The 25,279-nt window shown below is 65.0% G+C and carries 21 protein-coding genes and 1 pseudogene; 11 read left to right on the plus strand and 11 right to left on the minus strand.

The annotated features are described in order from the left end of the window. The first annotated feature begins 101 nt into the window (after window positions 1-101). From ACIRR9_RS06000 to ACIRR9_RS06015, 4 genes are all read left to right on the plus strand, one after another. A complete protein-coding gene (locus tag ACIRR9_RS06000) occupies window positions 102-1,169 on the plus strand; it encodes a sensor histidine kinase (protein WP_403748189.1) in 1,068 nt (355 codons plus the stop codon). A gap of 551 nt (window positions 1,170-1,720) precedes the next feature. Then, the gene (locus tag ACIRR9_RS06005) at window positions 1,721-2,068 is read left to right on the plus strand and encodes a DUF1036 domain-containing protein (protein WP_123975354.1); all 348 of its coding nucleotides are present in this window, start codon (window positions 1,721-1,723) and stop codon (window positions 2,066-2,068) included. A gap of 662 nt (window positions 2,069-2,730) precedes the next feature. After that, window positions 2,731-3,006, plus strand: coding sequence for a hypothetical protein (locus ACIRR9_RS06010; protein WP_403748010.1), 276 nt, complete (start codon window positions 2,731-2,733; stop codon window positions 3,004-3,006). Window positions 3,007-3,352: 346 nt separating this feature from the next. Next, window positions 3,353-4,828 (plus strand): neuraminidase (sialidase), encoded by a 1,476-nt coding sequence (locus tag ACIRR9_RS06015; RefSeq protein ID WP_403748013.1) that lies wholly within the window; start codon window positions 3,353-3,355, stop codon window positions 4,826-4,828. A gap of 95 nt (window positions 4,829-4,923) precedes the next feature. On the opposite strand, the gene ACIRR9_RS06020 is transcribed toward ACIRR9_RS06015, so the two are convergent. Then, window positions 4,924-6,789 (minus strand): hypothetical protein, encoded by a 1,866-nt coding sequence (locus ACIRR9_RS06020; protein ID WP_403748016.1) that lies wholly within the window; start codon window positions 6,787-6,789, stop codon window positions 4,924-4,926. Between the two features lie 865 nt (window positions 6,790-7,654). Next, window positions 7,655-9,919 (minus strand): restriction endonuclease, encoded by a 2,265-nt coding sequence (locus ACIRR9_RS06025; protein ID WP_403748019.1) that lies wholly within the window; start codon window positions 9,917-9,919, stop codon window positions 7,655-7,657. A 190-nt stretch (window positions 9,920-10,109) separates the two neighbouring features. Here ACIRR9_RS06025 and ACIRR9_RS06030 point away from each other — a divergent pair. Next, window positions 10,110-10,256, plus strand: a pseudogene (locus ACIRR9_RS06030) (IS5/IS1182 family transposase); the annotation flags it as partial. A 233-nt stretch (window positions 10,257-10,489) separates the two neighbouring features. Next, a complete protein-coding gene (locus tag ACIRR9_RS06035; protein WP_403748021.1) occupies window positions 10,490-11,209 on the plus strand; it encodes a hypothetical protein in 720 nt (239 codons plus the stop codon). Window positions 11,210-11,233: 24 nt separating this feature from the next. Here the strand turns inward: ACIRR9_RS06035 and ACIRR9_RS06040 are convergent, their stop codons facing one another. The 8 genes from ACIRR9_RS06040 to ACIRR9_RS06075 all read right to left on the minus strand — a co-directional run bounded on the left by ACIRR9_RS06040 (window position 11,234) and on the right by ACIRR9_RS06075 (window position 21,271). After that, complete coding sequence (locus ACIRR9_RS06040; RefSeq protein WP_403748023.1) at window positions 11,234-12,349, minus strand: RNA polymerase subunit sigma-70; 1,116 nt, start codon at window positions 12,347-12,349, stop codon at window positions 11,234-11,236. 220 nt (window positions 12,350-12,569) lie between these two features. After that, window positions 12,570-13,160: a hypothetical protein gene (locus ACIRR9_RS06045; protein ID WP_403748025.1), complete on the minus strand. Its 591-nt coding sequence runs from the start codon at window positions 13,158-13,160 to the stop codon at window positions 12,570-12,572. Beyond that, window positions 13,160-14,833: a DEAD/DEAH box helicase gene (locus tag ACIRR9_RS06050; protein WP_403748026.1), complete on the minus strand. Its 1,674-nt coding sequence runs from the start codon at window positions 14,831-14,833 to the stop codon at window positions 13,160-13,162. The genes ACIRR9_RS06045 and ACIRR9_RS06050 overlap by 1 nt, the downstream gene beginning before the upstream one ends. Then, window positions 14,830-17,178 (minus strand): ATP-binding protein, encoded by a 2,349-nt coding sequence (locus ACIRR9_RS06055; protein WP_403748028.1) that lies wholly within the window; start codon window positions 17,176-17,178, stop codon window positions 14,830-14,832. Before ACIRR9_RS06055 ends, ACIRR9_RS06050 begins: the two co-directional genes overlap by 4 nt. 223 nt (window positions 17,179-17,401) lie before the next feature. Continuing rightward, window positions 17,402-18,205, minus strand: a complete 804-nt coding sequence (locus ACIRR9_RS06060; protein WP_403748030.1) for a very short patch repair endonuclease — start codon at window positions 18,203-18,205, stop codon at window positions 17,402-17,404. Then, a complete protein-coding gene (locus tag ACIRR9_RS06065) occupies window positions 18,183-19,442 on the minus strand; it encodes a DNA cytosine methyltransferase (protein WP_403748032.1) in 1,260 nt (419 codons plus the stop codon). Before ACIRR9_RS06065 ends, ACIRR9_RS06060 begins: the two co-directional genes overlap by 23 nt. A gap of 693 nt (window positions 19,443-20,135) precedes the next feature. Continuing rightward, window positions 20,136-20,393 (minus strand): DUF397 domain-containing protein, encoded by a 258-nt coding sequence (locus ACIRR9_RS06070; protein WP_403748033.1) that lies wholly within the window; start codon window positions 20,391-20,393, stop codon window positions 20,136-20,138. Further along, the gene (locus tag ACIRR9_RS06075; RefSeq protein ID WP_403748034.1) at window positions 20,390-21,271 is read right to left on the minus strand and encodes a helix-turn-helix domain-containing protein; all 882 of its coding nucleotides are present in this window, start codon (window positions 21,269-21,271) and stop codon (window positions 20,390-20,392) included. The genes ACIRR9_RS06070 and ACIRR9_RS06075 overlap by 4 nt, the downstream gene beginning before the upstream one ends. Window positions 21,272-21,495: 224 nt before the next feature. On the opposite strand from ACIRR9_RS06075, the gene ACIRR9_RS06080 reads away from it, so the two are divergent. Next, entirely contained in the window at window positions 21,496-22,830 is a 1,335-nt protein-coding gene (locus ACIRR9_RS06080; RefSeq protein WP_403748035.1) for a hypothetical protein, read from the plus strand. Window positions 22,831-22,885: 55 nt separating this feature from the next. Beyond that, window positions 22,886-23,590 (plus strand): 2'-5' RNA ligase family protein, encoded by a 705-nt coding sequence (locus ACIRR9_RS06085; RefSeq protein ID WP_403748038.1) that lies wholly within the window; start codon window positions 22,886-22,888, stop codon window positions 23,588-23,590. Here the strand turns inward: ACIRR9_RS06085 and ACIRR9_RS06090 are convergent. Continuing rightward, on the minus strand, window positions 23,471-24,031 hold the full coding sequence (locus ACIRR9_RS06090; RefSeq protein ID WP_403748040.1) for an ATP-binding protein: 561 nt from the start codon (window positions 24,029-24,031) through the stop codon (window positions 23,471-23,473). The two genes, ACIRR9_RS06085 and ACIRR9_RS06090, sit on opposite strands and share 120 nt — an antisense overlap. A gap of 212 nt (window positions 24,032-24,243) precedes the next feature. Here ACIRR9_RS06090 and ACIRR9_RS06095 point away from each other — a divergent pair, with 212 nt between their 5' ends. From ACIRR9_RS06095 to ACIRR9_RS06105, 3 genes are all read left to right on the plus strand, one after another. Continuing rightward, the gene (locus ACIRR9_RS06095) at window positions 24,244-24,651 is read left to right on the plus strand and encodes a hypothetical protein (RefSeq protein WP_403748042.1); all 408 of its coding nucleotides are present in this window, start codon (window positions 24,244-24,246) and stop codon (window positions 24,649-24,651) included. Further along, on the plus strand, window positions 24,648-24,827 hold the full coding sequence (locus ACIRR9_RS06100; RefSeq protein ID WP_362327353.1) for a hypothetical protein: 180 nt from the start codon (window positions 24,648-24,650) through the stop codon (window positions 24,825-24,827). The genes ACIRR9_RS06095 and ACIRR9_RS06100 overlap by 4 nt, the downstream gene beginning before the upstream one ends. 196 nt (window positions 24,828-25,023) lie before the next feature. Then, entirely contained in the window at window positions 25,024-25,242 is a 219-nt protein-coding gene (locus ACIRR9_RS06105; RefSeq protein WP_403748044.1) for an FxLD family lanthipeptide, read from the plus strand. Window positions 25,243-25,279 lie beyond the last annotated feature (37 nt).

Consider the following 25,279-nt stretch of genomic DNA (forward strand, 5'->3'; position numbering starts at 1 on the left):
GCGTACTGGTCCTGCACATCCCAGCCTCTGTCTCCGCCTCTTCCTCCACCCCTGTTCTGGTGGCGGCGTCGCTGGACGAGGCCGACTCCACGATCGCCCAGATGCGCGATTCGTTCGTGCTGATCGGCGGGTTCGTGGTGGCGCTGCTGGCCCTGGCCGGCTGGTTCGCCGTACGGGCCGGGCTGCGGCCGCTGCGCCGGATCGAGACCACCGCCGCCGAGATCGCGGCCGGTCAACCGCTCTCCCACCGGATGCCCGAGTCGTCCCCGGGTACCGAGGCAGGGCGTCTGGCCAGCGCCCTCAACAGCATGCTGGCGCAGATCGAGACCGCCTTCTCGGCCCGCGCCGAGTCCGAGGAACGCATGCGTCGCTTCATCGCCGACGCCAGCCATGAACTGCGTACCCCGTTGGTCAGTATCCGCGGCTTCGCCGAGCTGTACCGGATGGGCGCACTGCCGGACGAGGCGGACATCAAACGCACGATGGACCGCATCGAGAGCGAGGCGGTGCGGATGGCCGGCCTGGTGGAGGACCTGCTGCTGCTCGCCAGCATGGACGAGCAACGTCCGCTCCAGCTCGCCCCGATGGACCTGCGCACCCTGGCGGTCGACGCCTTCCACGACGTCACCGCTCTCGACCCGACCCGCCCGGTCTCCCTCACCGGACCCGGCGGCGCGGGCACCCCGCCCGGCCCCGCCCTGATACCCGGCGACGAGGCCCGGCTGCGCCAGGTGGTCGCCAACCTCATCGGCAACGCCGTCGCGCACACTCCGCCCGGGACCCCGGTACGGATCGGGGTCGGCACCACCGCCGACGGCAGCTGCGTGATCGAGATCGCCGACTCCGGCCCGGGACTGGCACCGACGCAAGCGGCGCGGGTGTTCGAACGTTTCTACCGGGTCGATACCTCCCGCAGCCGCCAGGAAGGCGGCGGCGCCGGCCTGGGACTGGCCATCGCCTCAGCCCTGGTGACCGCCCATGGAGGCCGCGTGGAACTGGAGACGGCCCCCGGCCGGGGCGCCCTGTTCCGAATCCGCCTGCCGGCCGAGCCCCCTCCGGCTGCTGCTCCGACTTCCCCTCTGACTGTTCCTGCGACTTCTCCTGAGACTTCTCCTGCGACTTCGCATGCACGCGCCCTCGGGGGCGACCGCACAGCTCTGTCCAGCTGACTGCGTGGCTGCGCGGCTGCGCCGGGTCACAACCGGGCCGGCGACCTGCCCGCGCTGCTCCGCGCGTCACAGTCCCGCCGCCTGGACCAGTGACGCCCGGTCGTCCTCCTCCAGACAGAGGCCGGCCGGCAGGGTGTCGTAGGCCGGCAGACGCCGTACCCGTGCCGCGTCGGCCACGAACGCCGCCCGGCACAGGGCCCGTTCGGGACGGACGGGCGCGCGGCCGCGGGCTTTTAGCCCGATCGGGCCTGGTGCCGAGGCGCCGTACGGGGCACCTCCCCACCCGCTGCGATACGCCGCACCTGCCCCCGGGAACGCCTCCTCCGCATCTGACCGACGAAGACAGGAGGTCCCATGTCCCAGGAGGCTGCCAAGGCGGTCGATCCGACAACCGATGCGGACGAGGAGGCACTGGAACGTGCCATCACAGCCGGCCGATCCGGTGCTCGCCCCGGCGGGACGGACAACTCGCTCCCGCACAACGCTCTGACCCGGTCCGACGGAAGCCCGGCTGCCCGCAGGCAGCCGAGCGGGGAGTAGGAGGCGCGGCCGTGCCGCTGAGGTTCAAGAACAACTACGAGCGCGAAATCTGGACGATGGTCGAGCAGTACCTGCCGAACTGCTCGGCCAGCAGCAACTGGCGGAAGCAGGGCTGGTGGAAGATCGGCCCCGGTGAGACCGCCGTCGTCTACGGCGGTGACGCACAGGCCGTCAACCCGATCTGGTACTGCTACGCCTTCGCGGGCAACGGCACCGAGTGGCGGGACAAATTCCAGGAGACGGTCCCGCACACCGCCTTCGAGTGGTGTTCGAACGTCTCGGACTCGAACTCACGGACGATCCTCATGCTGGAGTTCACCGTGACCGCCCCGGACTTCACGTTCAACTTCAACCCGTAGCAGCCGGACCCGCCCCGCCCGCCCCAGGTGGGCGGGCGGTTCAGGTCCTGCGGGCCCGGAAGGTCGGTCCGGCGCGCTCAGGTGATGCGTTCCGAGTGCCCGTCGGGGAACTTGCACGAGGGGGGTAGGTAGGCGCCGCCCCCGCTGACCGTTCCGCCCTGGGCCGTGCACTCATCGGACGATATGGAAGGGTGCGTCGCCGCCTGAGCCGTGGCGGTGCCGACGGCACTCATGCCGACGAGAGTTGCAGTGGCGAGGGCGAGCCCAAGCAGTCGTCGTGTGCGCATGGCGTTCTCCTCTCGCGTGTCCCTGGTGCGGTGCTTCGGGACGACCGGGCTGTGCCAGGGACGGCCTGTTACTCAGAATGGGTGACGGTGAGCAGACGCGCGAGTCGTGGCAGGCGGGCGCCGTAACCCCTCTGACGCCGGCCGGGGCGACCGAAGCCGGTTGCCCGTAGGCGGGTGCCCAGGACGGGCGGGACAGAGGATGCGACGCTGGAGTGAGGGGCCCGCGAGTGGAGGTCCGAGCGCGTCTCATCCGGTCCGGGGCCCTCTCCTTCGGCCGGGGCACCACTCACCGAGCGTCGCCAGGCGGCCTTACCGCGTGGGCCCGGCCCACTGGGACCAGGACCGCGCGACCGACCCGGAAGGCAGGTGCGTCCCATGCGCACGTCGACCCGTATCGCCGGTGCCCTCACCGGCCTGACCCTCACCCTCGGTGGAGCGGTCCTCGCCGCTCCCGCGGCCCGGGCGGACATCCCCGCCTGCACAAAGATGGCCGAACTGGCCGGTGCCACCGCTTCCGGCTCCGTCACAGCGGCCTGCGGCCGTGGCGTGGTCGGAGACCTGCAGACTTGTGTGACCGGGCTGACCGGGGCCGGAGTGGCGGGCGGCGCCGCGACCGCTGCCTGCCGGGCGGCGGCCCACGAACCGCGCTAGAGGACCGCGCGCGACAGCCACGCTGGCGATCACCTGATGGATCACGAGCGCCGTTGACACTCGCCGGGTCTTGAACAGGCTCAGAAGAACGAGCAGTTCCGCCGGCAAGCCGACCGGCACGGTGCCCCCGCCCGTCGGTTCCGCCGTGCTCCTCGACGCCCCTGGGGATGACCCCGGGGGATCGACTCCGTCGTTCGGCCCATCAAGGGCACCGGCCGCAACGCCGAATAGGACCAAGCGGAGTCGCCCCACCCCCGCGATCCGGTACGCCTCCGTGCCCCGGGCCGCCCCGATGACGGCGGTCCCGTACCCCGGCACCGGCCGACAGGCCCGGAGGAGATCCCGCATGCGCGTAGTCCTGCCGCTGACCGCCGTCACCACCGCCGCGCTTCTGCTCGGCACGGTCACCGGCACGACACCCGCCGCAGCGGAACAGCACCCCGACGGCACACCACCGCTGGTCAAGGTGTCCCACGGCGACCCGTACGCGAAGTGCACCATCGGAGCGCGGTCCCCCGACAGCGTCGTCTACCCGGGCACCGAGGTCGAACCGTACCTGTCCGTCGATCCGCGCGACCCGGGGCGCGTGGTCACCGTGTTCCAGCAGGACCGCTGGAGCGACGGCGGCGCCCGTGGCCTGGCGGCCGGCTGGACCACGGACGGCCGCACCTTCCACCAGAGCACGCTGCCGTTCAGCCTGTGCGCCCCCGGCGGCGCGGACTACGAACGGGCCACCGACCCCTGGGTGAGCACCGGACCCGACGCCACGGTCTACGCCGGCGGGGAGGGCGTCGACTTCACGAAGAGCACGCGCACCGCCATCCTCGCAGCCACCTCCCGCGACGGCGGCCGTACCTGGCGGAACCTCACCACCACGCACATCGACGAGCAGCCGTTCTTCAACGACAAGCCCTCGCTCACCGCCGACCCGATCCGCAAGGGCACCGCCTACCAGGTCTGGGACCGCCTCGACAACGACCCGCCCGGCCCCAGCTCCCTCGACGGTCCCGGCTACATCTCCCTCACCCGCGACGGCGGCCGCACCTGGAGCAAGGCCCGGCCGTTCGTCGACACCAGCGCCGTGCCCAACACCCAGACCATCGGCCATGTGATCGTCGTCGACCGGCGCACCGGCACCCTGTACGACTTCTTCGACCGGATCACCCAGTCCGACGACCTGAGCTCCGTCGTCGAAGCCCGCTTCGAGATGGTCACCTCGACCGACGCCGGCGAGACCTGGAGCGCCCCGGTCACCGTGGCCCGGGACACCTCCGTACCGGAGGTCGACCCGAACGACCCCACCAAACTGCTGCGCGACGGGACCACTCTGCCGAGCCCGGCCGTGGACCCCGAGTCGGGCACGCTGTACATGGCCTACGAGGGCTCGGACTTCTCCGGTGGAAAGTTCGACGCCGTCCAGCTTGTGCGGTCCACCGACGGCGGACGCACCTGGGGGACCCCGGAGCTGATCAGCCCCAAGGGCGTTCCGGCCTTCTCACCGTCGATCGCGGTCGCCGAGCGGGGCACGGTCGCCCTCACCTACTACGACCTGCGCTTCCTCAAGCCCGGCAACACCACCACCCTGCCCACCGCCTACCAACTGGCCACGCTGCAGCACGGAAACCCGAAGCTCCGGACCGAACGACGGATCTCGCGGATCTTCGACTGGCTGCAGGCGCCGTACTCCGGGGGCTACTTCCTCGGCGACTACCAAGGCCTGGCGGCAGACGGCAAGGGAGTACGGCCGGTGCTCACCGAGACCAACTCCGGCGCACCACAGAACCGCACGGACGTGTACACCACCGGTCTCCGCACCCCCTGACCTGTGCTGTGCCGCGTAGCCGCGCGGCCGTAAAGGGGAAGGGCGCCCCGGAGGTTCCCGGGGCGCCCTTCGTGGTGGTCGTCACCAGAGGCTGTTCAGCGCACGTCCACGTAGTCGTGGTAGCTCTCGGCGTCCACGTAGGAGCCGGACGCGAGGTAGACCCCGACCCAGGTGCCGTCCTGCTTCGCGGTGAAGCGGGCGGTGAAGCGGCCGTGCGAGTCGGCCTTCACGGAGCCCAACTGTGTCCAGGACTTCTTGCCCTTGGCCTGGAAGAGGATGTAGACGCGCTGCTTGCCGAACGCCACCCACTTCGTGCCGCTCAGCCGCTGCAAGGTGCCGGCGGTGGTCACGGTGTGGCCCTTGCGCACCGGCTCGGGCCCGGCGTTGAAACCGGTGATCCGGGTGGCGGTGCGGTTGAAGTGCACGGAGTTGGAGTAGCCGGGCTGGTAGTCCGACGAGCCCGCCGAGTACAGCCGCCAGTAGCCCTTCGGCACGGCCACGTACCCGTCGAGGTCGAAGGTGCCGTCGGACTTCGTGGTGAACCAGCCGAGCGACTTCCAGCCGGTCTTGCCGTCGGCCGACTGCTGGACGTACAGCTTGTGGTTCGGCGGCACCTTGCCGTTGCTGGCGGTCATGCTGCCCTGGATGTGCAGGTCGGAGTATTCGTCGATCCAGCTCGAACAGAAGCAGATGCTCGTCTTGTTGATGACGTCGACCTTGAACTGCGCGTGCGAGGCCGTCAGATACGGGTCGGCCAGGTAGCTGTCGAGGCTGGTCTCGACCGTGAACGTGGCGTCGTCGTACGGTATGTACGGGTCGGTGAGCGTGAAGCGCCCGCCGGTACCGCTGGTCGTCTTTGTGTAGTAACCCATGTCGAGCGCGACGCCCTGGGCAGGGCGCCAGGTGCCGTCGTACAGGTACTCCACGACACCGGACGAGGACGCCTTGGCGCCGAACTTGATCTGGACGCTGGAGTGATCCAGCCGGATCCGGCTCGGGCTGACCACGACCGGCAGGGTCTTGCTGTCGACGAGCACATAGGTGTTCGTGCCGTCGGGGTTGGCGATCCAGAAGGAGAGGGAGACCGGCACGGACGTGGCGTTGTCGCCGTTCAACTTCGGTGCCACGTCGATCGCGTAGCTGCCGTCGGCGGCGGTGACGGCGCTGTAGCCGGTGTACGCGGCCGCCACGCTCAGCGCCTGGCCGGCCAGCGGCGAGGTGTCGCCGGTGATCGGGTCGAAGAGCGAGATGCGGCCGTTGAGCGTGACGTGCGTGTGCTCCACGTCGAGCACGTCGGGGCCGATGCTGCGGTCGGCGAAGACCGGCTTCGGCTCGACGTCCACGGTGGTGGCGTGCGCCGACGTGGTGTTGTCGCCGTCACTGTCCTGGGCACTGACCGTCACGTCGTAGCTGCCGTAGGACGGCAGTTGTGACATGCGCGGCGAGCGCCAGACGCCGTCCTGCGGTGTGCCGGAGACAAGCGTGAAGCCGGTGACCGCGACGGTTGCCGGGGCCGTTCCGTGCAACTCTGTCAGGTCGGCGGACACCTCGGTGACCGCCGAACCGGAGGAAACGGCGACCGTCAGGAAGCCGGCGTCGGAAGGGTCGGAGCCGACGTTGCCGAACACCGGGGCGCCGGTGCCGTCGGCAGGCGCGTGGCTGCTCGGGTCGGGCGTCGGGTCGCCGGAGGCCGGGTCGGACGGAGTCGGATCGGCGGAGGTCGGGGTGTCCGACGGTTCGCCGATGGGCGTGCCGGACGGGAGCGGGGTGTCCGAAGGAGTGTCGGACGGGGTGCTGGTGGGCGTGTCCGACGGCGTGGGATCGGTCGTCGGGTTCGTGGTCGCGGTGGCCGCCGGGTCCGGCCCGGGGCCGCCGTCCGCGTACGCCAGCGTCGGCGCGGCGAGGAGTGCGGCGCCCAGTGCGGCGGACACGGCCGCCGACACCAAAGAGCGTGTTCTCACTGCTGAATTCCCCCCACGGGAATGGCGCAGCCACGCTGCCCCGGATGTCCGGAGGCCGGCCGCGCTCTCTGTACGGTTGCTGTGAACATCACGCAACGGATCGAACTCTAGTGCCTGCCTCCGATACGGGAGCAACGGGTTTGTGGAACCGGCGAGGATCCCACCTGCCCCTGTCCGCAGGGTTGTTGAGAATCGGGCTCAGAACGGTCCGCCGGTGTCAGGACGCGTACGACGAGGCCCGCTCGGCCTGCAACACGGCGATCGATCAGCGACACCGCGCTGTCTCGTGGTCTGGCTGCCGAGCGGTGTCCGCGCGGAGGGGGCACGCCCGTCACCCGGGATCACGTTTCCCCGGAGACGAAGGACGGCATCCCGCCCACGTCGCGGTGTGGCGCTCGGCGCGCAAGCACGACGAGACGAAGACCCGGAAGAGCCGGCGGACCATCACTCTGCCGAAGCAGGAGCGGACGCCTCGGGAGCTCCGGCACAGCTTCGTGTCCCTGCTGCCGGAAGCAGCTCCGGCCCGTGATCACTCAGGGGGCCGAAGCCATGGACGTGATCTTCGCCGAAGATCGGAGAGGGGAGCAGGCGGCCGCCTCGGAAGAGATCACCGCGGGAGCCTGATCCAATTCGTTAGGCCCCCCAGGCACGACAAAGGCCAGGGAGTATTGATACTCCCTGGCCTCTGACCAGCGTCGGGGTGGCGGGATTTGAACCCACGACCTCTTCGTCCCGAATGAGGTTCGGGCGTGATCATCATCGGCTGGTTTGCTGTTTTGCCTGATCAGGGCGTTGGGGTGGGGCGGTCTCGGGTGGTCTGGAAGAGGCTTGGGGAGCGGGTCGGCTCCCAGATGGCTCCCAGCGGTCAGCGTGTGTCGCCGAGCTTGCGCATCAGTTCGGTGACCAGCACGTGATCGCGAGCGGCGTCCGAACGTGCGGACGGATCCCACTGGATCTGGTTCTTCTGGAGCCACTCGTCCCGCTCTGCTTCCCGGAGCGCGAACACGCGCTCGGCTCTGCCGGACACGACGGCGAACTCATCGGGCAGCTCGCCCTCGGCTCCCTGCTTCAGGAGGAAGTCCACGAGCACCTCCAACCTTTCCAGGTAGGCGATACGTGGCTCGCGCTCGGGTTCTGCGGCGAGTCGGCGCAACTCCTCCAAGGCGATTCGGACCAGCCCCTCGGCCGCCTCTTCGCGGGACGCCCTGGCCGGTGTCCGGCGCAGCTGGTTGTACAGCGCGATGGACCAGTACCAATCGCCGGTCTCGACGCTCTCCAGCAGTTCGCTGTGCATGGCGTCGGTCGCCTCTTCCCGAAAACGTACGGCGTACGGGTTCGGCACCAACGGGCTGGCATCGAATGAGCGGGCCAGGCTCTCCAGATGGGAGAAGTGTTCATACTGGATGAAAGGGGGGAGCGCCTCCCGCATCACGTATGCCGCCAGCGTCGCGGAGTCCAGCAACTCGGCCGTCTCCAGCACCCACTCCAGACGGGTCGGCTGGCTCTCGTCCTCATACGACAGCCGGGCCTTCACGTCGTCCCCCATCGCTTGGACGCGGGCGGCCACAGTCGGCTCGTGCTCCCGCAGCCGGGCCAGGATGCCCGTCCCGTCGGCCATACGGGCCGAGGCGATGATCCGGTGCGCCTGTCTCTCGTGGATGAGCGCCTTGAGCAGTTCTGGGAAGCGGGCTCGGCCGGCGTCAAGGTGGAAGCGGACGTAGTCCTCGATCGACGGGTTGTGGAACGCCACCTGCCCCTGTTCGACTGAGACCAACGTGCCGTCCGACAGTTGCAGCGCCCTGCGGAACGTTCTGCCGTCCGCCGCCCGGTCCATCTCCTTGCGGTACGAGCGCCAGGACCTCTCCAGGTCATCCAGGCCGACGGATCCGAAGGTGAACAGCACCTCGAGCAGGTGGACGGCCTCGTCCGTCAGCTCGTTCTCGACGATGCGTTCCCATGCACGGCGCGGGTCGTCCAGGTTTTCCAGCATCGCTGCGGCGACGTCCTGGCCCCGGCGCACGGACAGCCGAAGGGTCTCCTCGACCAGACGCGGATTGAAGTTCTTGTGTCGGACCACCGGACGCCACACCTCCGGATCGGCGAACCGGCGCTTGTCGTCCGGTGGGAGGGAGGAGTGGTGGACGTGGTTGTAGAGGATCTGGCCCCGGATACGCCGATGCAGGTCGGTCAGCCGGATCACGCTTACCGCGTCCGACACTTCTGGCTCCGCCAGCCGGTCGTGCCGGAGACGGGCGTGCTCCAGCAGGTAGTCGCGGGTCGTCATCACCAGTGCCTTGCCAGGCGTCGCCTGGATCTCCCGAATCACAGACAACAGACGATTGTCTTCGCTCTTGTTCAACGGCGCGTCCAGGGTCGTACGCCCCAGGAAGTCGTCGTAGAGGAACACCTGTCGAGTGCCGTCGCGCCACAGGGTGCCGATTTCGTCGACGTCCTGGGTGATCTCGTGGACCTCGTAGCCGTTGCCCATCAGCCAAGCCGCGAGCATCAGCGCCACCGTCGTCTTGCCCACCCCGGGGATGCCTGCGATGACGCAGACCCGCTGGGTGTCCAGAAGCTCCTGGGCTCGTTCGAAGCCTTCGTGCGGGACGAAGGTGTCGGCGACGCTCGGCAGTCGCTTCCGAAGCCACAACGAGCGCAGGTATTGGTTTTGGTTCAGCACGGTCTGGAGAACGGCGGTGCTGCTCAGCCAGAGCCGGAAATGGCGTCGGACCAGGCCCGGGCGACGCAGCAGCTCGGCGACGATCTCGTCCATGCCGTACAGGTCGCCGGTGCCGCATACGTACGGGCCGAAGGCGCTGTGGAGCTCTTCCTTGCCGTCGACGGTCAGGCCGACCGTCGTGGCGACGATGTAACGGCTGGGTGCCAGAGCCCGGACCTTGGGCAACTCATCCTTGATCAGGCGCCCGATCAGCGTCTTCTGGGCCGCGCGTGGCCAGTGCTTGCACTGCACGACGGTTGTCCCGGCTGAGTCGGTGTGCCGCAGGTCGATGCCACGGTCCCGACCGCGCGGGAAGATCTCCAGCGGGATGCCGAGGATCTCACTGAAGAGATCGCGGCAGACCACCTCAAAGTCGTGATCCGTCAGCCGTCCCAACTCGAAAGAGTCCATGCCGTGTACGCCCCGTCGATGCCGCTACCGACCTCGATTCTCCCCGCAGCGGTCCCGACGACGGGCAAAGGGGCGGGTTCTTCCTCCAGATCCTCTCCACGACCGCGGCTGAGGAAGCGGTCAGCCGTCGAGAAGGCGTCGAAGTTCCTCCAACGGCAGGCGAGCTTCCGGAACGGGGCAGGCCAGCGGTAACCACACGCTGTCCGCAGCATGGGCACCAACCAAGCGCGTCGTCGCACGACTGAGGTCTTGGCGCATCTTCCGCAGGTCCAGGCGCAGCCCGAGTCGTATGACGTCAGTCGCCGTGGCCGCCCCCAAGCTGGAGCCGTCGTACTGAAGGAGCCCGTTGACTTCGGGAGCGGATGCCAAAAGTATGCAGGCAGGCGTATTACATTATGAGGCGCGAGAGCCCTTTGTTCAACCCTTGCTGACTTCAAGGGCATATCAGGTCTCTAACGGCGGAGAGTTCGTTCTGAATATCGAAGTAGCCCATGGCTAAATCCATCATCCCGATGGGTGACCCATCCTTGCCAGAAGAGACCGGTACAGGCAGCATTGAGCCTTGTTGTGATGACGGTCGAACGGGGAGACGGGATGATCCTGCGGGGCAATTCGGGCAATTCATCTGAAATACCCCGTTCGGCGACATTCTGGATGCCATCCGAAGGTGACATACCCAGCGACGAAGGAATCGGATTTTTCCGGGACGTTTGGATGATTCTGGGTGTCTCCTCGAGGGCCGCGTTCGATATTATTGCCACTGAGGAGAAGTATATCGGCGTTACCGATGTCATAGCTGATTCTCTTCAATTGTTTGAGCGAGTTGCGAGGCTTCTGGAATCTGGCGAAGTGGGCGACTCGCTTGAAGGTAACCTGTATCGTCAACTGATCGATTACCTCTCGGAGCTTCCCGAGGATCCGGATGAGTACATTTCTCCTCTGGATGGGCTGGAATTGGGAGTATCTGGCCTCACGCACGCAATTTCGGCGATAGGCGGAGTTCCTGCCGCAAGCTGCCGCGGCCACTTCGTGCAGAATCCGTGGTCGCATCAGCCCGTTGTATTTGCCGCATTGGACGAACAGCGTACCAAATGGCTGAAGCCGCTCTTGAGCGTAAACGATTGCGCATTCCATGTAGACCCTGAAAGGTCGGAGTTCATCGCCATAGAGGCGCCGTCCATCGTTGAGTCCAATCGCCTTTCCAGGATGATTATTGAGGAATTCGAGAAGGGTGTCCATTTCGAGAGATGGCTCGATCTTTCTAAGATCGGTTACGAAGAGGACGTCTAGCTCAGACGGTATGCCATAGCGAGATTACCCGCCGTGGCTAGGCTTCGATGGGCAGGCCCATTCCTCGCAGATATGGCGAATTGAGACAGATGAAGCGTCAAGGCGGAGGAGGACTACGAAATGGCAGCCAAATCCCATCCCCAATGACAATACCCGCTGCCTAATACTGGATAGTTGCGCCGCGCTTGTGTTACGGCTCACCCTCAGTTCGCCCGCGCCATCATCGAAGGTGAAAGTTCTAGACATCGGAGCGAGACGTAGACCCAAGTACCAAGTGAGCCAGGAATGCACGATGAGGCCACTCCCGCGGAGAAGCTCTTTATCGACGGAAAGCCTGGCCCCGACCACCTTCCCGGAAGGGTCAACAGCCATGGTGTCCGGCCGTCGAGGTTCCTTTTCTTCCATTGGGGTTGCACCGCGCTCAGAGAGATCAATCAAACCTTCTGGCGTGCGACCAATTTCTTTGCTAATCAAGCACTGTGATAGGCGTGCAGGTGTGACTGGGTAGCGCTGCGTGACTTCTGCGAATAGGGCCTTGCGCGTGATGGGGCCACATTCAGTAATCACTTCAAGTACAGCGTCCAAGGCGTTTGTGTGATGACTTCCTTGAGGGAGTGGCCATTCCGTCAAGGCCCAGACGCGCTCAGCGCGAAGCAAAATGAATCGCTCGTCGCGCCGAAGTCCCTCACGCACGGCGGCATCGCTCTTAGCTTGGATTGCCTCGCGGATCTCGTCGGCCCTGCGAGGCTCGCCTTGCTTGGATAGCCATAGGTATGCCGCATCGCGGTGGCGAGCGTTACGGCGCAGCCAGGAACCATCGGGCGCCTTGGCCAAGGGGCTGCGTGGATGAGCAAGGATTAGATCGAGCGGAGTATGTTCCGGAACGCCGAGCGTCCTTGTGATTTCTTCGAGTTCATCAGGGTGATAGGGGGCCTGGAGTAGGAGCTTCTGGAGGATTTCACTCAGTGCGTCTTTCTTGATCGTCCATAGGTCAGTGAGTTCACCAGCCCAAGTGCTCGGGTGCGTCAATCCCATGGCGCGAAGCAAGGAACTGCGTAGTGCTCCGCCATCGAAATTGCTGATCTCCTCAACTAGTTCGCTATCCGCGACAGCTGGGCGATTATCCAGCCTGGCATGCACACGGTCTCGCCACGACCCTCCGAACATGTCGGCGAGCTGTGCGCACTCTTGATCGGCTTTCAGGAGGATCTGACGTGCTCGCTCCCTGGTTACTCGATGTACCGCGCCGATAGTGGCGAGCGATTGCCCACTGTGTCGACGCGCGAGAACGTCACGCTCACGCTCACTAAGCAGAGACCAAACCTCATGAGCCCAGTCGTCATCCTCGGGCACCGTTCTCTCACCCCAGATTCACGTGCTTGACGAGGAGACCTGCACGGTCACCGATTCGAATGTGTTCAGCCTTCTCTTCTGCGGGGATTGGTGCCTCGAACATCTCGACAAGACAGAGAACCCAGGAATTTGGATCACCGTTGGCCTCGGCCCGGAGAGCAGCCCACACCAGATGCTTGAGTTGCTTTGCGTCATCAACCCAAGCGAAATTTCTCTCTTCTTCACCACTTGTCACGGTGACCCGAAGGGGTTTAGTCCTCTGAGTTCCAGGGATAGGTGCCCAGTTAATTCCAAGAGCCTTCTCGATCAATGCATTTACGCCTGCCGACGGGTCGGGCACATATGATGAATATGCGCCGACGCCATACATTGCTCTGGCATATTCTTTCATCGGCCCGTCTTTGAGCCAATGCCTCACTCGAGAGGGGGTTCCCCTGTACTGGATCAGCTTGCCGCCGATGTCAGGATCATCGACCCACTGATCATAGAAAACGGAACGCTCGTTGGCGGGCAACCGTGTCCAGTCCATTGCATGCGCTTGTGCATAAACCTTCCGGCTGACACTTTCTCTAATCTCTTTAGGGACGTCATTGGTCATCAGTGAATCCCCCCTCGAGGTGGAAACTGCAGCTTCACTTCGTCAGCAGCCGTCTCTAGGCTCGCTGCGTCTTTCACCCAATGGTCAAGTAGGGTCCCGACGGTTTCATCGTTGAACTCAATCCGAGAGCCCTGGGATGACCGAAGCCGGAGGCTCTCTGTCTCTTCAGCTTCAAGCGCCCGTCGAAGGTTCAAGGTCGCAGCTACTCGCCGGATGTCAGTCACGAAGTCGAGCACCTTCAACGCTCGTTTTCCGGGGCTCAGGCGAAGTCCGCGGCCAAGTTGCTGAACGAAGATGCGGCGGCTGTGGGTTACACGCAGGAAGCCGATGAGGTTCACATCGGGTACGTCCACACCTTCGTTGAAGACATCCACGCACGTGATGATGGGTACTCTCCCCAATCTGAACTCGTTGAGGAGGATCTGACGGCGTTGGCGGGGAATCCCACTGTGAAGGAAGGACGCGTTCCGCCAAGCAGCATCCGAGGCAGCCAGTAGCGACGCCATGCGCTCCGCGTGCTCGATCGTTTGACAGAAGAGGATGGCGCGTGGGTCAGGTGTAGTCCGCCAAGCCTCACGGAAGCGATCGATGATCTCTTCATCTCGCTGAGGCAGGAAGAGGGACCTGTTCAACTCCTTGATGGAGTAGCCGTGTTCACTCGCTTCCTTGACGACAACCCAATCGATGTTGTCCACGAAGAGGCGGTAGTCGACGGCTGAGAGGTAGCCGGCGGCCATGCCCTCAGCGATGCTCATCGTGAAGCTCGCCGGCCCGAAGCGGTCTGTAATGTCGAACTTGTCCCCGCGCCAGGGGGTGGCCGTCACGCCGAACGTCAGCGCATCACCACACAGATCCAGCAGCTGTGCAAACCTTCCGCTCTCACCTACGTGGTGCGTCTCGTCAATCATGACAAGGTCCGGCTTGTATCCCGTTTGCACTGCTCCAAGGACCGACTCAACCGTCCCGACTAGAACCCCGTCGTACGCATCCGGTCTCGTGTCGCCCGTGAGTAGCCGAGTAGGCGTGTCCTTGCTCAAGTGCCGCCACAAGGCTCGCTCCAGTTGTTCCACCAGATCTTTCATGTGCGCGACGACCAGGACCTTGGCGGCTGGCCGACTCGTCAGGAACCCACGAATAACCTCCCCCCCGACAACCGTCTTGCCGAGGCCGGTGGCCAGAACGAGCAGGGCCCGGCCAGTGCTCGAAAGCCCCTTCTCGATTTCTTCAACCGCTGTGCGTTGGTAGTCGCGTGGCTTGTACTGGCTGGGCATGAATCTGGGCATGCGGTCCCAGATGCTGATCAATGTCGGCCCATTCCATACAGTGATGTTGACGCCCACACTCGCCAGGGCCAGCCTGCGTGCCTCCGCTGTTCGGTTCAGCCCCGTATTTGTGACAAGGACAGTCCTGTCTGCGCGGTACCGGGTGCGCGCTCGCTCGGCGTCGTCGATGCCACTCCGATCGACCATCCCCCGACTCTTCCATTTGCACTGAAATACCCACTGCTCCCGGTCGCGTACGGCCAGGAGATCAGCCCCTTCGTCGCCACTGCCATCGACGACCCGCACGTCATTGAATCCCAGGTGCCAGAGAGTTCGTTCAAGGGCGTGCGGGAGACCGTATGGGCCGCCGGCGAGTAGTGCGTCTACGGACAGGAATCCTTTGTTGCTCATTCCTCTACCGTCACCTCGTCGCTCAGGAGTTGGACGCTGATGCGGGTTCGCTTCAGCTGGTTCGTACCGAGACCACCGTTCAGGCTGACCAGCATGGCTACGTCTGAGAGATATCCCGTTACCCGGGCAAGGCTTAGGCGGCGGGCTGATGGTGAGGAGACCGATTCATAGGGGCCACGAAATACCTTGCCGTCCATGAACAACCTAGGTTCCGACTCAAGGAGTTTAGGAAGGAATAGTGGCGGGACGTAGAGAAGGAACTCTCCGTCTCTTCCTAGTTCGCTAGTCCTGGTGATGAGCCCTCTCGCGATCATCTCGCTTTCGGTCGCCGTGTACTCGTCCGTGTCGAGGTGCTGATAGGCCACGGTGGGATCGCCCTGATCAATTGCACCTGCCATGCGGCTTCGGATTTCATTCAATAGCTCGCGCGAGTCAGCCCGTACCGATTCGAGACTCAACGCGCTGTCCGGCAAGGAATGCGCCCGCAAGATGGCGATGATTTGCGAGGGGCTCAACGTGCTGTCGGCTCGAACCTTGAGCAGGGATGCCAGTTCCGATAGCACCAGATCTGCAGGGTCGGCACCGTAGATCTCGAAGATCTCTTGTTTGAGGTCAATGAACGCAGTCGCTGTACTTCCCGCACCCTGTACAAGCAGTACGGGTGTAGGACGTCCATCATCGTCCAACAGTTCATCTGACGTCATGCGTCGTGCTTCGATGGCGAGGAACCCCAGCCGTGACTGTCCAAACTCACGCGTGAGTTCAGGAAGAACGCTGGATGACCGCATGTACCTCGCGATACGCTCTTGGGTTGTTTCTTTGGGGGTTGGCTCTGTTCGGGAACGTGCCTCCGATGATTCAATCTCGGGTTCTTGCTCGGCTGGCGCTTCCGCCACAGAAGGGACGCCAAGCGCATCGAGGACAATCTGCTCATCGGCTTGCTCGGGGGAGCTGTGCTTGATCTGTTCATGCTTCCCCTGCTTGTTGCGCTCCTCGTGATAGAGGATGGCCTCCCACCAGCGCTGGTCCGACTGATAGTCGGAATCACCAGAATGGAACAGCGCGGCCCATCGCCTTGTTTCCGCATGTATTGGCTTTGACCCGTCCCCGGGGATCAGGCAACGGATTCCTACTTGATTTCGACGGTATCCTTTAAACAATAGCCCCAAAGGGCTATTGTTTTCTGGGTATTCTAGTTGCTTCGCTCGCTTGGGTTGTAGTGGCCCTGCTCCGCGAAGGAGTTCTACAGCCGAGCGCCAGCTGCGATCGCTGTATTCGAAGGCATCTTTCTGGTAGGTCACCGGCACGTGGTCAAGGTGAATTTCTCCGATGAGTCGACCACCCTGGTTGGCGAGCTCGATTGGATATTCCGGCTCTTCCGCTCCAAATGGAGCGTCAGGGTTATGCCAAGTGAAGAGCTGCTTGTCCCACTGCAGGATTTTGCGGCCGTTCCGGAGGAAATCAACTCCGAACTCTCGCTTATCCAAATGGCGCTGTACGCCGAGCCAGCCGTGAATGCGACGTTCGCGCCTGGACAGTCGGTTTCCTTCGCACTGCTCGCAAATCCCCTTACCGGGAGTCTGCCAGTGCCCGCAATCGAGGCATGCCTCAGCGTCCGCCAGTTTCTCGTCGATGGCAATGTACGCCGGGATCCTCTCGGCGTTCGCTCCGCTTCCGTATGTGACGTAGCGGTTTTCGCCCCAACGGCAATGCCGGCGAGGCTGGACCTTCACCCCCTGGACCCAGAGTTCGAACGGCCTGTTGTCAAGGATCCAGGAGTAGGTGCGCCCCAGTGTGTTCCGAAGGTTAGTGGCGTTCCGGCGGAGCCAGTCGGCACGCCGATCGTTGAGGCGGCTGATCTCGACACGAGTGCCGTGCTCGTTGGGATCGTTCTTGGGGAGGGTGATGTCCTCAGCTTCGAAGTCATCACCGATTCGGTCGAGATCGATCTCCACGCCGATCCACTGGGTATCACCTTGACGTGTCGTCAGGACACGAGTTCGGCGGCCCAGTCGGGCGGTCGCCACGTTGAATCCCATGCCAAACAGACCGAGCTTGTCGAACTGGTTGTTACTGGACCAGCCGGCACGCACGGACCGTTCCAGCGTCTCGTAGCTCATCCCGCGGCCGTTGTCCGAAACAACGACTTGCGCGTCGGAGGATCGTATGGAGCTGCTCGGCAACGAGACACTCACTTTGTAACCGCCAGCCCAAGGCTGATCGGCACGAAGGATCTCGGAGAAGTCGTCAAAGGCGTTGTCGGTGAGCTCGGCGATGCACTGCCACTCGTCGAACTCAATCTCCCCCAGCATGCGCAGGACTCGCGCGGACGGAGTGATCCTCAAGTCTCGTCTCTCCTCACTGCTTGGTCCACGTGACGCAGCTGGGGCGGCCCTCGGTTGCAAGCAGCTCGATAGCCGCACCGCGCCCCCCACATCACGCGATTGGAGGAGATGGTACGGGACCTCACCGACAGTGCACTTGACGTTCTTGAATCCCTGTGTGGGAGCGGTCTATCGCGCGAGGTCAGGGGGACGGCAGCTGTGGGGCGCCAGGAGGAGCGGTCCCTCACGGGGAGTGGCCTGACACGCGTCGCTCGATCACGACGCGAGCGACGCGCTCGCACGCCTCTGCAGGATCTTCGTGTTCCCATACGCGGACGACGGCCCAACCGTGCGCGCGAAGAGTCGCGTTGGTGTCAGCATCACGCAGCTGATTGCCGGCGATCTTGTCTTGCCAGAAGGCGGAGTTCTTCGTTGATGGTCTGTGATGTTCCGGACACCCATGCCAGAAGCACCCGTCAATGAAGATCGCGACTCGCTCCTTGGGAAAGAGGACGTCCGCGGTGCGTCGGAGGCTTGGCAGAGGACGCCCGTTTACTCGGTAGCGCAGCCCGCGGCGATGGAGAAGTGACCTCAAGCGCAGCTCGGGCTTGGTGTCTTTGCTGCGGTTGGCCTGCATCACAGCGCGAGTCGCTTCCGATGTGGCCCAGGAGCTCTCGGGAAGTGGGGAATCGTCTCTCTTCGGCTCAATGAGGTAGCCAGCATCGCTAGCCATGCGCCAGGCTTCCGCCAAATTATTGGCTCGTGTGGCGTGATCTACCTCACCGATATATTGCTCTTTTGTCTTGCCCTGAGCGGACCAACGCAGAGTTGCACGAATTCGACGGTTGTTAGCCCGAACTGTCAAACGAACCGAAGCTCGTGCGCTCTGCCCATTGGACAGAGCGACATAGCGCTGCTGCCTACCTCCTGCTGCGCGATCTTGCTCGACGTGAGGAGGGATCTCCCCACTCGGCTTCCAAGCGCGATCTTGAGGGAGACGGTTCTTCCAGCGGCTCTGCTGGGCTTTACACTCCGTGTCCATGACCATTCTCAGCCAGGTCCAATGCGTCAGAAACCGCTTTGGTGAAGACCTCACCCAACATGACAGGTACGGCGTTCCCCAATTGACGCATCTTCTCGCCACGAGGTCCCTTCAGGACCCATTCGTCGGGGAAGGTCATGACTCGGGCAACCTCGCGCACGGTCATGTACCTGTGCAGTCGGCGGTAGCTGCCAAGTTCTTTTGAAACACGCTTACGGCGATCGAGGTACATTACCAATTCGCCGCCGGCGACTCCGTGTACGCCAGCCTTCACGGTCTTCGCTGGTCGATCCAGGTCGTTTGGAGTGTGGCCTGCGTAGATCTGCCCGTCTGGCCAGCCGATGTGATCTTCGAAACCTCCGTGTACCGTCTTGCGGTCCAGCTTGCTAAGCGGCACGTAAGGGAGTGGACCTTCCCCTTCCCTGATTCCCTGGAGGGCATCTCTCAAGGTTCGCCACGGCAGGAACGCTTCGACAGTATTCTCCTCCTCGTCGAAAGGAAGGGGAGGATCGATGCGTTCCATCACGCGTTTTTTGACATGCTGGGGAACGGTCGGATGGCGATCCCAATAGCTTCCATCCTGGAAGGAGCTAATGAGAGCGGTCTCGGAATAGCGGGGGGCTATAGTCTTTTTGAACGCGGGGATGTTGATGTTCAGATCCGACCGGAAGGCCACAATTATGACGCGCTCTCGAATCTGAGGTACGCCGTAATTGGCTGCATTCACCCGAGTTACGATTACTTCATAACGTTCGGAGGCGGGGGTTTTTCCACTCTTTAGTTGCTTCTTCAGTGCAGCATCGTGTTGCTGCCAGGTGGTTCCGTCTTTTCGTTCCACGAACGGGAGTTGAAGCTCTCGTTTGATGTATTCGAAGTATGGGCGAAATGATTCGCGAAGGAGCCCCAGGACATTTTCGCAGATAACGGCCTTGGGTCGGACCAGGCGGATCGCGCGAAACATCTCGGGGAACATGTCGCGTTTGTCTTCGTCGCCCTTCGAGTTGCCGCCCAGGCTGAACGGCTGGCAGGGAGGGCCACCAGCGAGAAGATCGACTTCCTGGCCCTTGAGGTACTCCAGATCGAGCTTTTGGATCTCGCCAGCGGCCAGAGGGATGGGATCACCCTCGCCCGGGATGGGCAGGATGTCGCCCACCTGGTATCGCTTGACCGCGTAGGGGCTGCCCTTGGTCGGAAGCACGTTCGCCTCTAGCGACTCGCAGGCGCGGGTTGCGAACTCGTTCATGAGCAGAGGGCGGAAGCCGGCTCTCGCTGCGGCTTGCACGAGTCCGCCCCCTCCAGCGAACAGTTCCACCGATGTGCGCCCCATACCGACTCCCCGTCGATCTTGTATGCAAAAGCTTCCCGCGGAGCTTGAGATTACGGCATCCGTTGAAGGAAGGCCAGCCGAAGTCCTCAACTGGCCACCCGGGTAGAGGCGATGGGGTCATTCCTGAGGTGCGCCCCGCGGTGTCACGTGTCGAGCCGAGAGGCTCGGGAGCGTGGCGTTACCGACGATCGACCGCTTTATCCGACCGGGATAGGTTTGGCGAATTCTCGGACAGGAGGGATCTACGGAAGAAACGCTTGAGGGCCGCGCACGTCATGCTTCAGGAGGCTCTTGTTCGGCTTGAGCGTGTTTCGCGTGGCGCAGGCGTCGCGTCACGATCGTGTTTGTGAGCAGGTGATGTGCAATGCATCGGCCGCCAAGCCTCGCAGGCCCCTTGATCAGTGACGTCCTTGACACGGCGGCTCTCTCCCATTCTCGCGTGAGGTCAGAACGGAATCGACTGTGTGGCGTGAGGGATCACATCTCGCTATGGGGCGGAGGTCTTGCCACACCCAGCCGCTCGCAGCGCCGCGGCGGTTGTGAGCCCCGAGATGCCTGTGCGCACAACGACGACCGTAACGACTCTCTCCTCACGCCCCAGCTCTCTGCTCAGCCCTGACACCCTCCGAATGTCCCGCTGGCGATTCCGCCAATCAGCGCGCGCATCGTCGCCTTCGGGAAGAGCAATGGCCCACGGCTGACGTCCTTGGAGTCGCGCACTGCGGCGCGCTCGCCCAGTTCCGCGACTTCCACGCAGTCGTTCGCACCCCCGCTGTACGAGCTCTTCCGCCACCGCGCGTGCGCGAGATCGACGCCGTGTGACGCTGTCGTGACGTGGTGCCGGGCGGCCATGCTGGACGTGCTCACTCTTCGAGCTCCTTGCTGATGCGTGCGATGTGGGTGCGAGTCTCCGACGGGTCGAGGGCGCTGTCCCTCAACTGATCGAAGATTGCCGTGTAGTTGTCCACGTCCTCCGGGGACTCCAGATACACGGAGTTCTTGGGGTTCTCCAGCCACACCAGGTCCGGCGTCGGGTGCGGGAAGGTCAGGATGACGAACGGGCCGTACAGCCCGGGATGCGCGCCGAGCGAGAAGGGCAGCAGCTGCACGGTGACGTTCGACTGCTCGCTCGCCTCCACCAGTTTCCGCAGCTGGTCGCGCATCACTTCTACAGAGCCGACCGTCCTGCGCAGCACGGCTTCGTCGAGGACCGCCCAGAGCCTGGCCGGGGCCTCACCACCCAAGCGGCTGTTCTGCCGCTCCATTCGGACCTTGACCAGGGACTCGACCTGCGGCGGGGACAGGTCCTTCCTCATCTGGGAGATCACGGCACGGGCGTAGTCCTCGGTCTGGAGCAGCCCTGGCACGAGCATCGGCTGGTAGCTGGCGAGGTGCGTCGCGCCGGCCTCCAGCGCGAGGTACCCGTCGTAGCGGGTCGGGGTGAGTACCGTCGAGTACTTCCGCCACCAGGGCTTCTGCTGCTCCTTGTCCGCTCGCACGAGGTCGAGCACGTCGGCGCGCCGGCCTTCGTCCTCGATGCCGTACAGGTCCAGCAGAGCGCGGACGAGGACCGGCGTCGTACCGCGTTCGCCGTTCTCGATCCGGCTCAGTGACCCCTGGTTGACCTCCAGTTGGCCGGCGACCTCGGTGAGGGTGAGCCCGGTCGCATCACGCATTTCCTTCAGCCGTGCCGCGAGTTGTCGCCGGTAGACCGACTGCGGGACCAGGCTCCTCTTCAAGGCCATGCCGGAAGTCTCTCCGTACCGGCGCCGCCTCGACAAGCCCGTACGGGTCAACTTCTCAAGACATATTGCCTAGTTGGCAGTTGCCTCGGCATGCTGTCATGGGTCACGACGCGCGTTCGTACGGATGCGCGCCGCAGCAGACCGATCGGCGATGCCTCGCCACGACCCCGTCACCGGCGCGCGCCTTCATGTCGGTCCCGCACGCCGTACCAGGAGGGTGGGCCATGCCACGGACAACGCTGCTCCGGCAGTTGCTCCAGCAACGGCACCTGACGACGCACGAGGCTTTCGCCGCCCAGTACGAGCGGGCGGCCGTCCGGCTGGCGGAGCTCGACCGAGACCCTCGCCTGGCGTCCCTGCAGGTCTCTCCGCGCCAGTTCGACCGCTGGTACGGCGGGGAGCTACTGACTCTGCCCCGTCCTGACGCCTGCCGGGTGCTGGAGCACATGCTGGGCAGATCGGTGTCCGAGCTGTTCTCCGCGGTGTACGACTCCGAGTCCGGCCGCTCCGAGGAGCCGCCCGCACGCCAGCAAGCGCCGAGTCCCCTTTCGCCACGAGAGGACGACGAGAACCCCCTGGACATCGTCGCCCGGACCCGGCAGCTCACGGCCAGCAACACCGACGACGCGACGCTCGCGTTCCTGGATTCCTCCCTGGAGGGCATTGCCGGCCGGTACGAGCAGGGCGGGCCGTACGCCCTGCGCCCCCAGGCTCGCCAGGTGCGGCAGCTCGCTCACACCCTCCTCGACGGTCGCCAGCCCCCAGGCACACGCCGCGAGCTCTTCCACCTCGCCGCTCGCGCCTCCGGCCTGCTCGGCTACATGGCGGTGAACACGGGCGACTTCGCGCTCTCGGAGGCGTACTGCACCGAAGCCCGCGATCTCAGCCGTGAGATCGGCGACCTGGACACAGAGCTCTGGGCGCGCGGAACCCTCTCCTTCGGCCTCTATTACGCCGGCCGATACGACGAGGCCGACGCTTGCGCCGCCGCTGCCGTCGAGCGCGCGCCACGCCACGCCCAGTCCATCCGCCTGCTCGCCAACGGCCGAGCCCGAGCCCTCGGCAAGACCGGCGACCGGCGTGCCGTCGAGCAGGCCATCGGACAGGCACTCCGCCTCTCCGACCTCCACGAGGTGCCCGTCGGGCTGACCTCCTGCATCTCTTTCGAGCCGTACGGACGGGCCCGGACGCTGGCCAACGCCGTCACGTCACACGTGGCCCTGCGCAACACGGCCCAGGTACTGCGTGACGCCGAGCACATCGACGATCTGGTGGAGCACTCGACCTCCTCCTGGAGCCGTTCGCTCGTACGCCTCGACGTCGCCACCGCGCTGCTGCAGCAGCGCACGCCCGACATCGACCACGCGATGGCGCTCGGCGGTGAGGCCCTACGGCTGTGCGGAGACACCCCGATCAGCTCCGTCTACCAACGCTCCCGTGACCTGCGCGAGCAGGCCGGGCCGTGGCGTGATCACCAGGCGGTGCGCGATTATGGCGAGGAGTTCCGGGCTTGGAGCTCGCAGCCAGCCGTCCTGGCCATGGCGTCATCCGCGTCGTAGGCGCCGTTGGTGTCGTCGTACGCCGGGGCGGTGTGAAGCCGAAGGAGTTCGACGGGTGCCCCTGCTCAGCGCCGATCCCGCCGCGTTCCCCACCGAGCCTCCCGCCGACACGCATGATCCGGCGGTCACCGCGGCCCACGACTGGGCGGCGTTCAGCGCACTCGACGAGATGACCGACCACTGGGCACGTCCTGGCTGGTCGGACGGCAGCCGGGCGTACTACTGGATGCTGACCTTCCCGGACGACCAGCGGCTCGCGACCCTCGCCGGACACTGTCAGGAGGAGCTGGCCCCCCTCGGCCTTGACCCGGTGCCGACGGACGGACTGCACATCACCCTCGCCCGCGTAGGCAGGCCGGACGCTGTCGCCCCCGGTCAGCTGGACAGCCTGGCGCGGGACGTCGAGGCGCTGCTGCCCCCCGCGTTCTCCGTATGCGCCATGCCGCTGGCCGGCTCCCGCGGTGCCGTCCGCCTGTCCCTCGGCCCGTGGGAACCCCTGCTTCGGCTGCACCACGCGCTGGCCAAGGCCGGAAGCAGCGCCGGTCTCGCCCCGAAGAAGCCGACGTCCGCATTCCGACCGCACTTGAGCCTCGCCTACAACAACCGTCGGCGTCCCGCCGCCCCCGTCGTGGAGGTGGTCTCAGGTCTTCGTGCTCTCCCCGCTGTCGAGCTCTCCGTGTCCGCCGTTCAGTTGGTGGAGCTCCGCCGCGAGGGGCGGACGTACCGCTGGGATGTACGAAAGAGCGTCTCGCTCGGGTAGCCCACGGGCCTGCAGGGGGAAGATCACGACTACTTCCTTGCCGATCGCGGTCGGCCGGACCGACCATTCGGAGGCCAGCGCCCCGACGAGCAGCAGTCCGAGACCACTTCCCGTCAGCTCACCCAGCGACGCCTGCGCTGGTCGCGCCTGGACCTTGGAGACGTCCCGTCCCGCGTCGTGGACTCGCAGAACCGCTACGTCCCGGTAGACCTCGACGCACATGCAGTCCGGTCCGCCGGCGGTGTGTCTGACCGCGTTGCCCACCAATTCCGAGGCGATTAGAGCGGCGTCGTCCACGCGTTCCGGTGAGGCACGTCCCTTGAGGGACTCGTGTACGTGTCGCCGCGCGAGGCCCGAAGGCTCGGCGCAGTCGGCCAGCTTCACCCAATGACGCCTTACCGGTGTCTGCCTGCAGAGGCGCTCTTCGTCTACTGCGTTCATCGCCGCTCTCGTTTCCGGTTGGGCACTGGACCGATCAGCCTCGCCATCCGTGAGCCGCGACGGTACGCCGCAGCTCCGTCTCTTCGTGCGCCGCCGGACGGCGGACGAACGGCGTCCTGACGGCGTACCGCCGTCGGCTGCCCCCAGCGAGGCTCTTCTTCGAGGCGCCGGCCCTTGGCGTCTCGACCACAACCGGCTGGAGGTAACTCGGAATGAGCGGCAGCGCGAGGCAGACCGCACCGCACGAGGTGCCCCCGGGCACGCGTCTGGTGCTGTACGCCTGTCTGCCCGCGTCGCTCGGTGAGATCGCCGACCACAGCCTGGCCAGCACACGGCGGTACGTCGCCGATGCCGGCTGTGAGGTGGCCGAGACGCACGTCGACCGAGCGGCACCCTTCGAGAGCCGCGCCCTGTGCGAGGGCTGGCACAACGCCCTGGCCGCGGTCGAGCAGGGGAGGGCGGCCGGGATCGTCACCCCCCTGCTCGTGATGCTGGGGCATCTGGAGGAGGACAGGACGAATCTCGCAGCCTGGCAGGCCCGGACCGGGGCGTTGATCACGACGCCGTGGGCGGTCGTCGACGCCGCCGACCCGACGCTCTTACGGAGGACGGCGGCGTGATGACCACCATGCGGCTACGGCCTCTGCGGCAACTGCTCAGCCAGATCGGATTGGTGCTGCGGCACCCGGCGAGGTATGTCGGCCGGTTCGGCTTCGGCGCCTTCCAAGTGCTGTTCCTGCCCGTCCTGGTGACCGGCACAGCGTTGACCACGCTCTACGCAGGCCAGATCCGTTAGCTACGGCCCGCGTCCTCGACTCCCTCTCCGGATGCTCCGAATCCCCGTCCCCCACGGAATCCGATCAGCCGGAGAGGGACCGCACCGCAAGGTGCGAATGCAGGAACCCGGCCGGTGTGCGGCGCGGCGAGCCGCACACCGGCCGGCCAGCAGTACGACGACCCGTTCGAACCCTTCCGACACGAGAGGAAGTGCGATGACCGCAATCACACTCAGCCCGATCAGCGCGCCACAGCCGGTAACGGCTGGCGCCGAGGTGTCCGTCGTGGCAGGTGCCCTCGACGTACCCGCCGACCCCTTCGACATCGACCTCACCATCATCACGGAGGTCGACGCCGACCTGCTTCCCAGGGCGTGCGACACCGGTGACGGCTGCAAGCCGTCCTGCGCCTCGTCCTGCGCGAGCGCCGTCTGACAGCGGCTCGTACGCGGGGCCGGGGGCACTTTCGCCC

Source organism: Streptomyces sp. NPDC101234 (assembly GCF_044767525.1).
GTDB classification, from domain to species: domain Bacteria; phylum Actinomycetota; class Actinomycetes; order Streptomycetales; family Streptomycetaceae; genus Streptomyces; species Streptomyces sasae.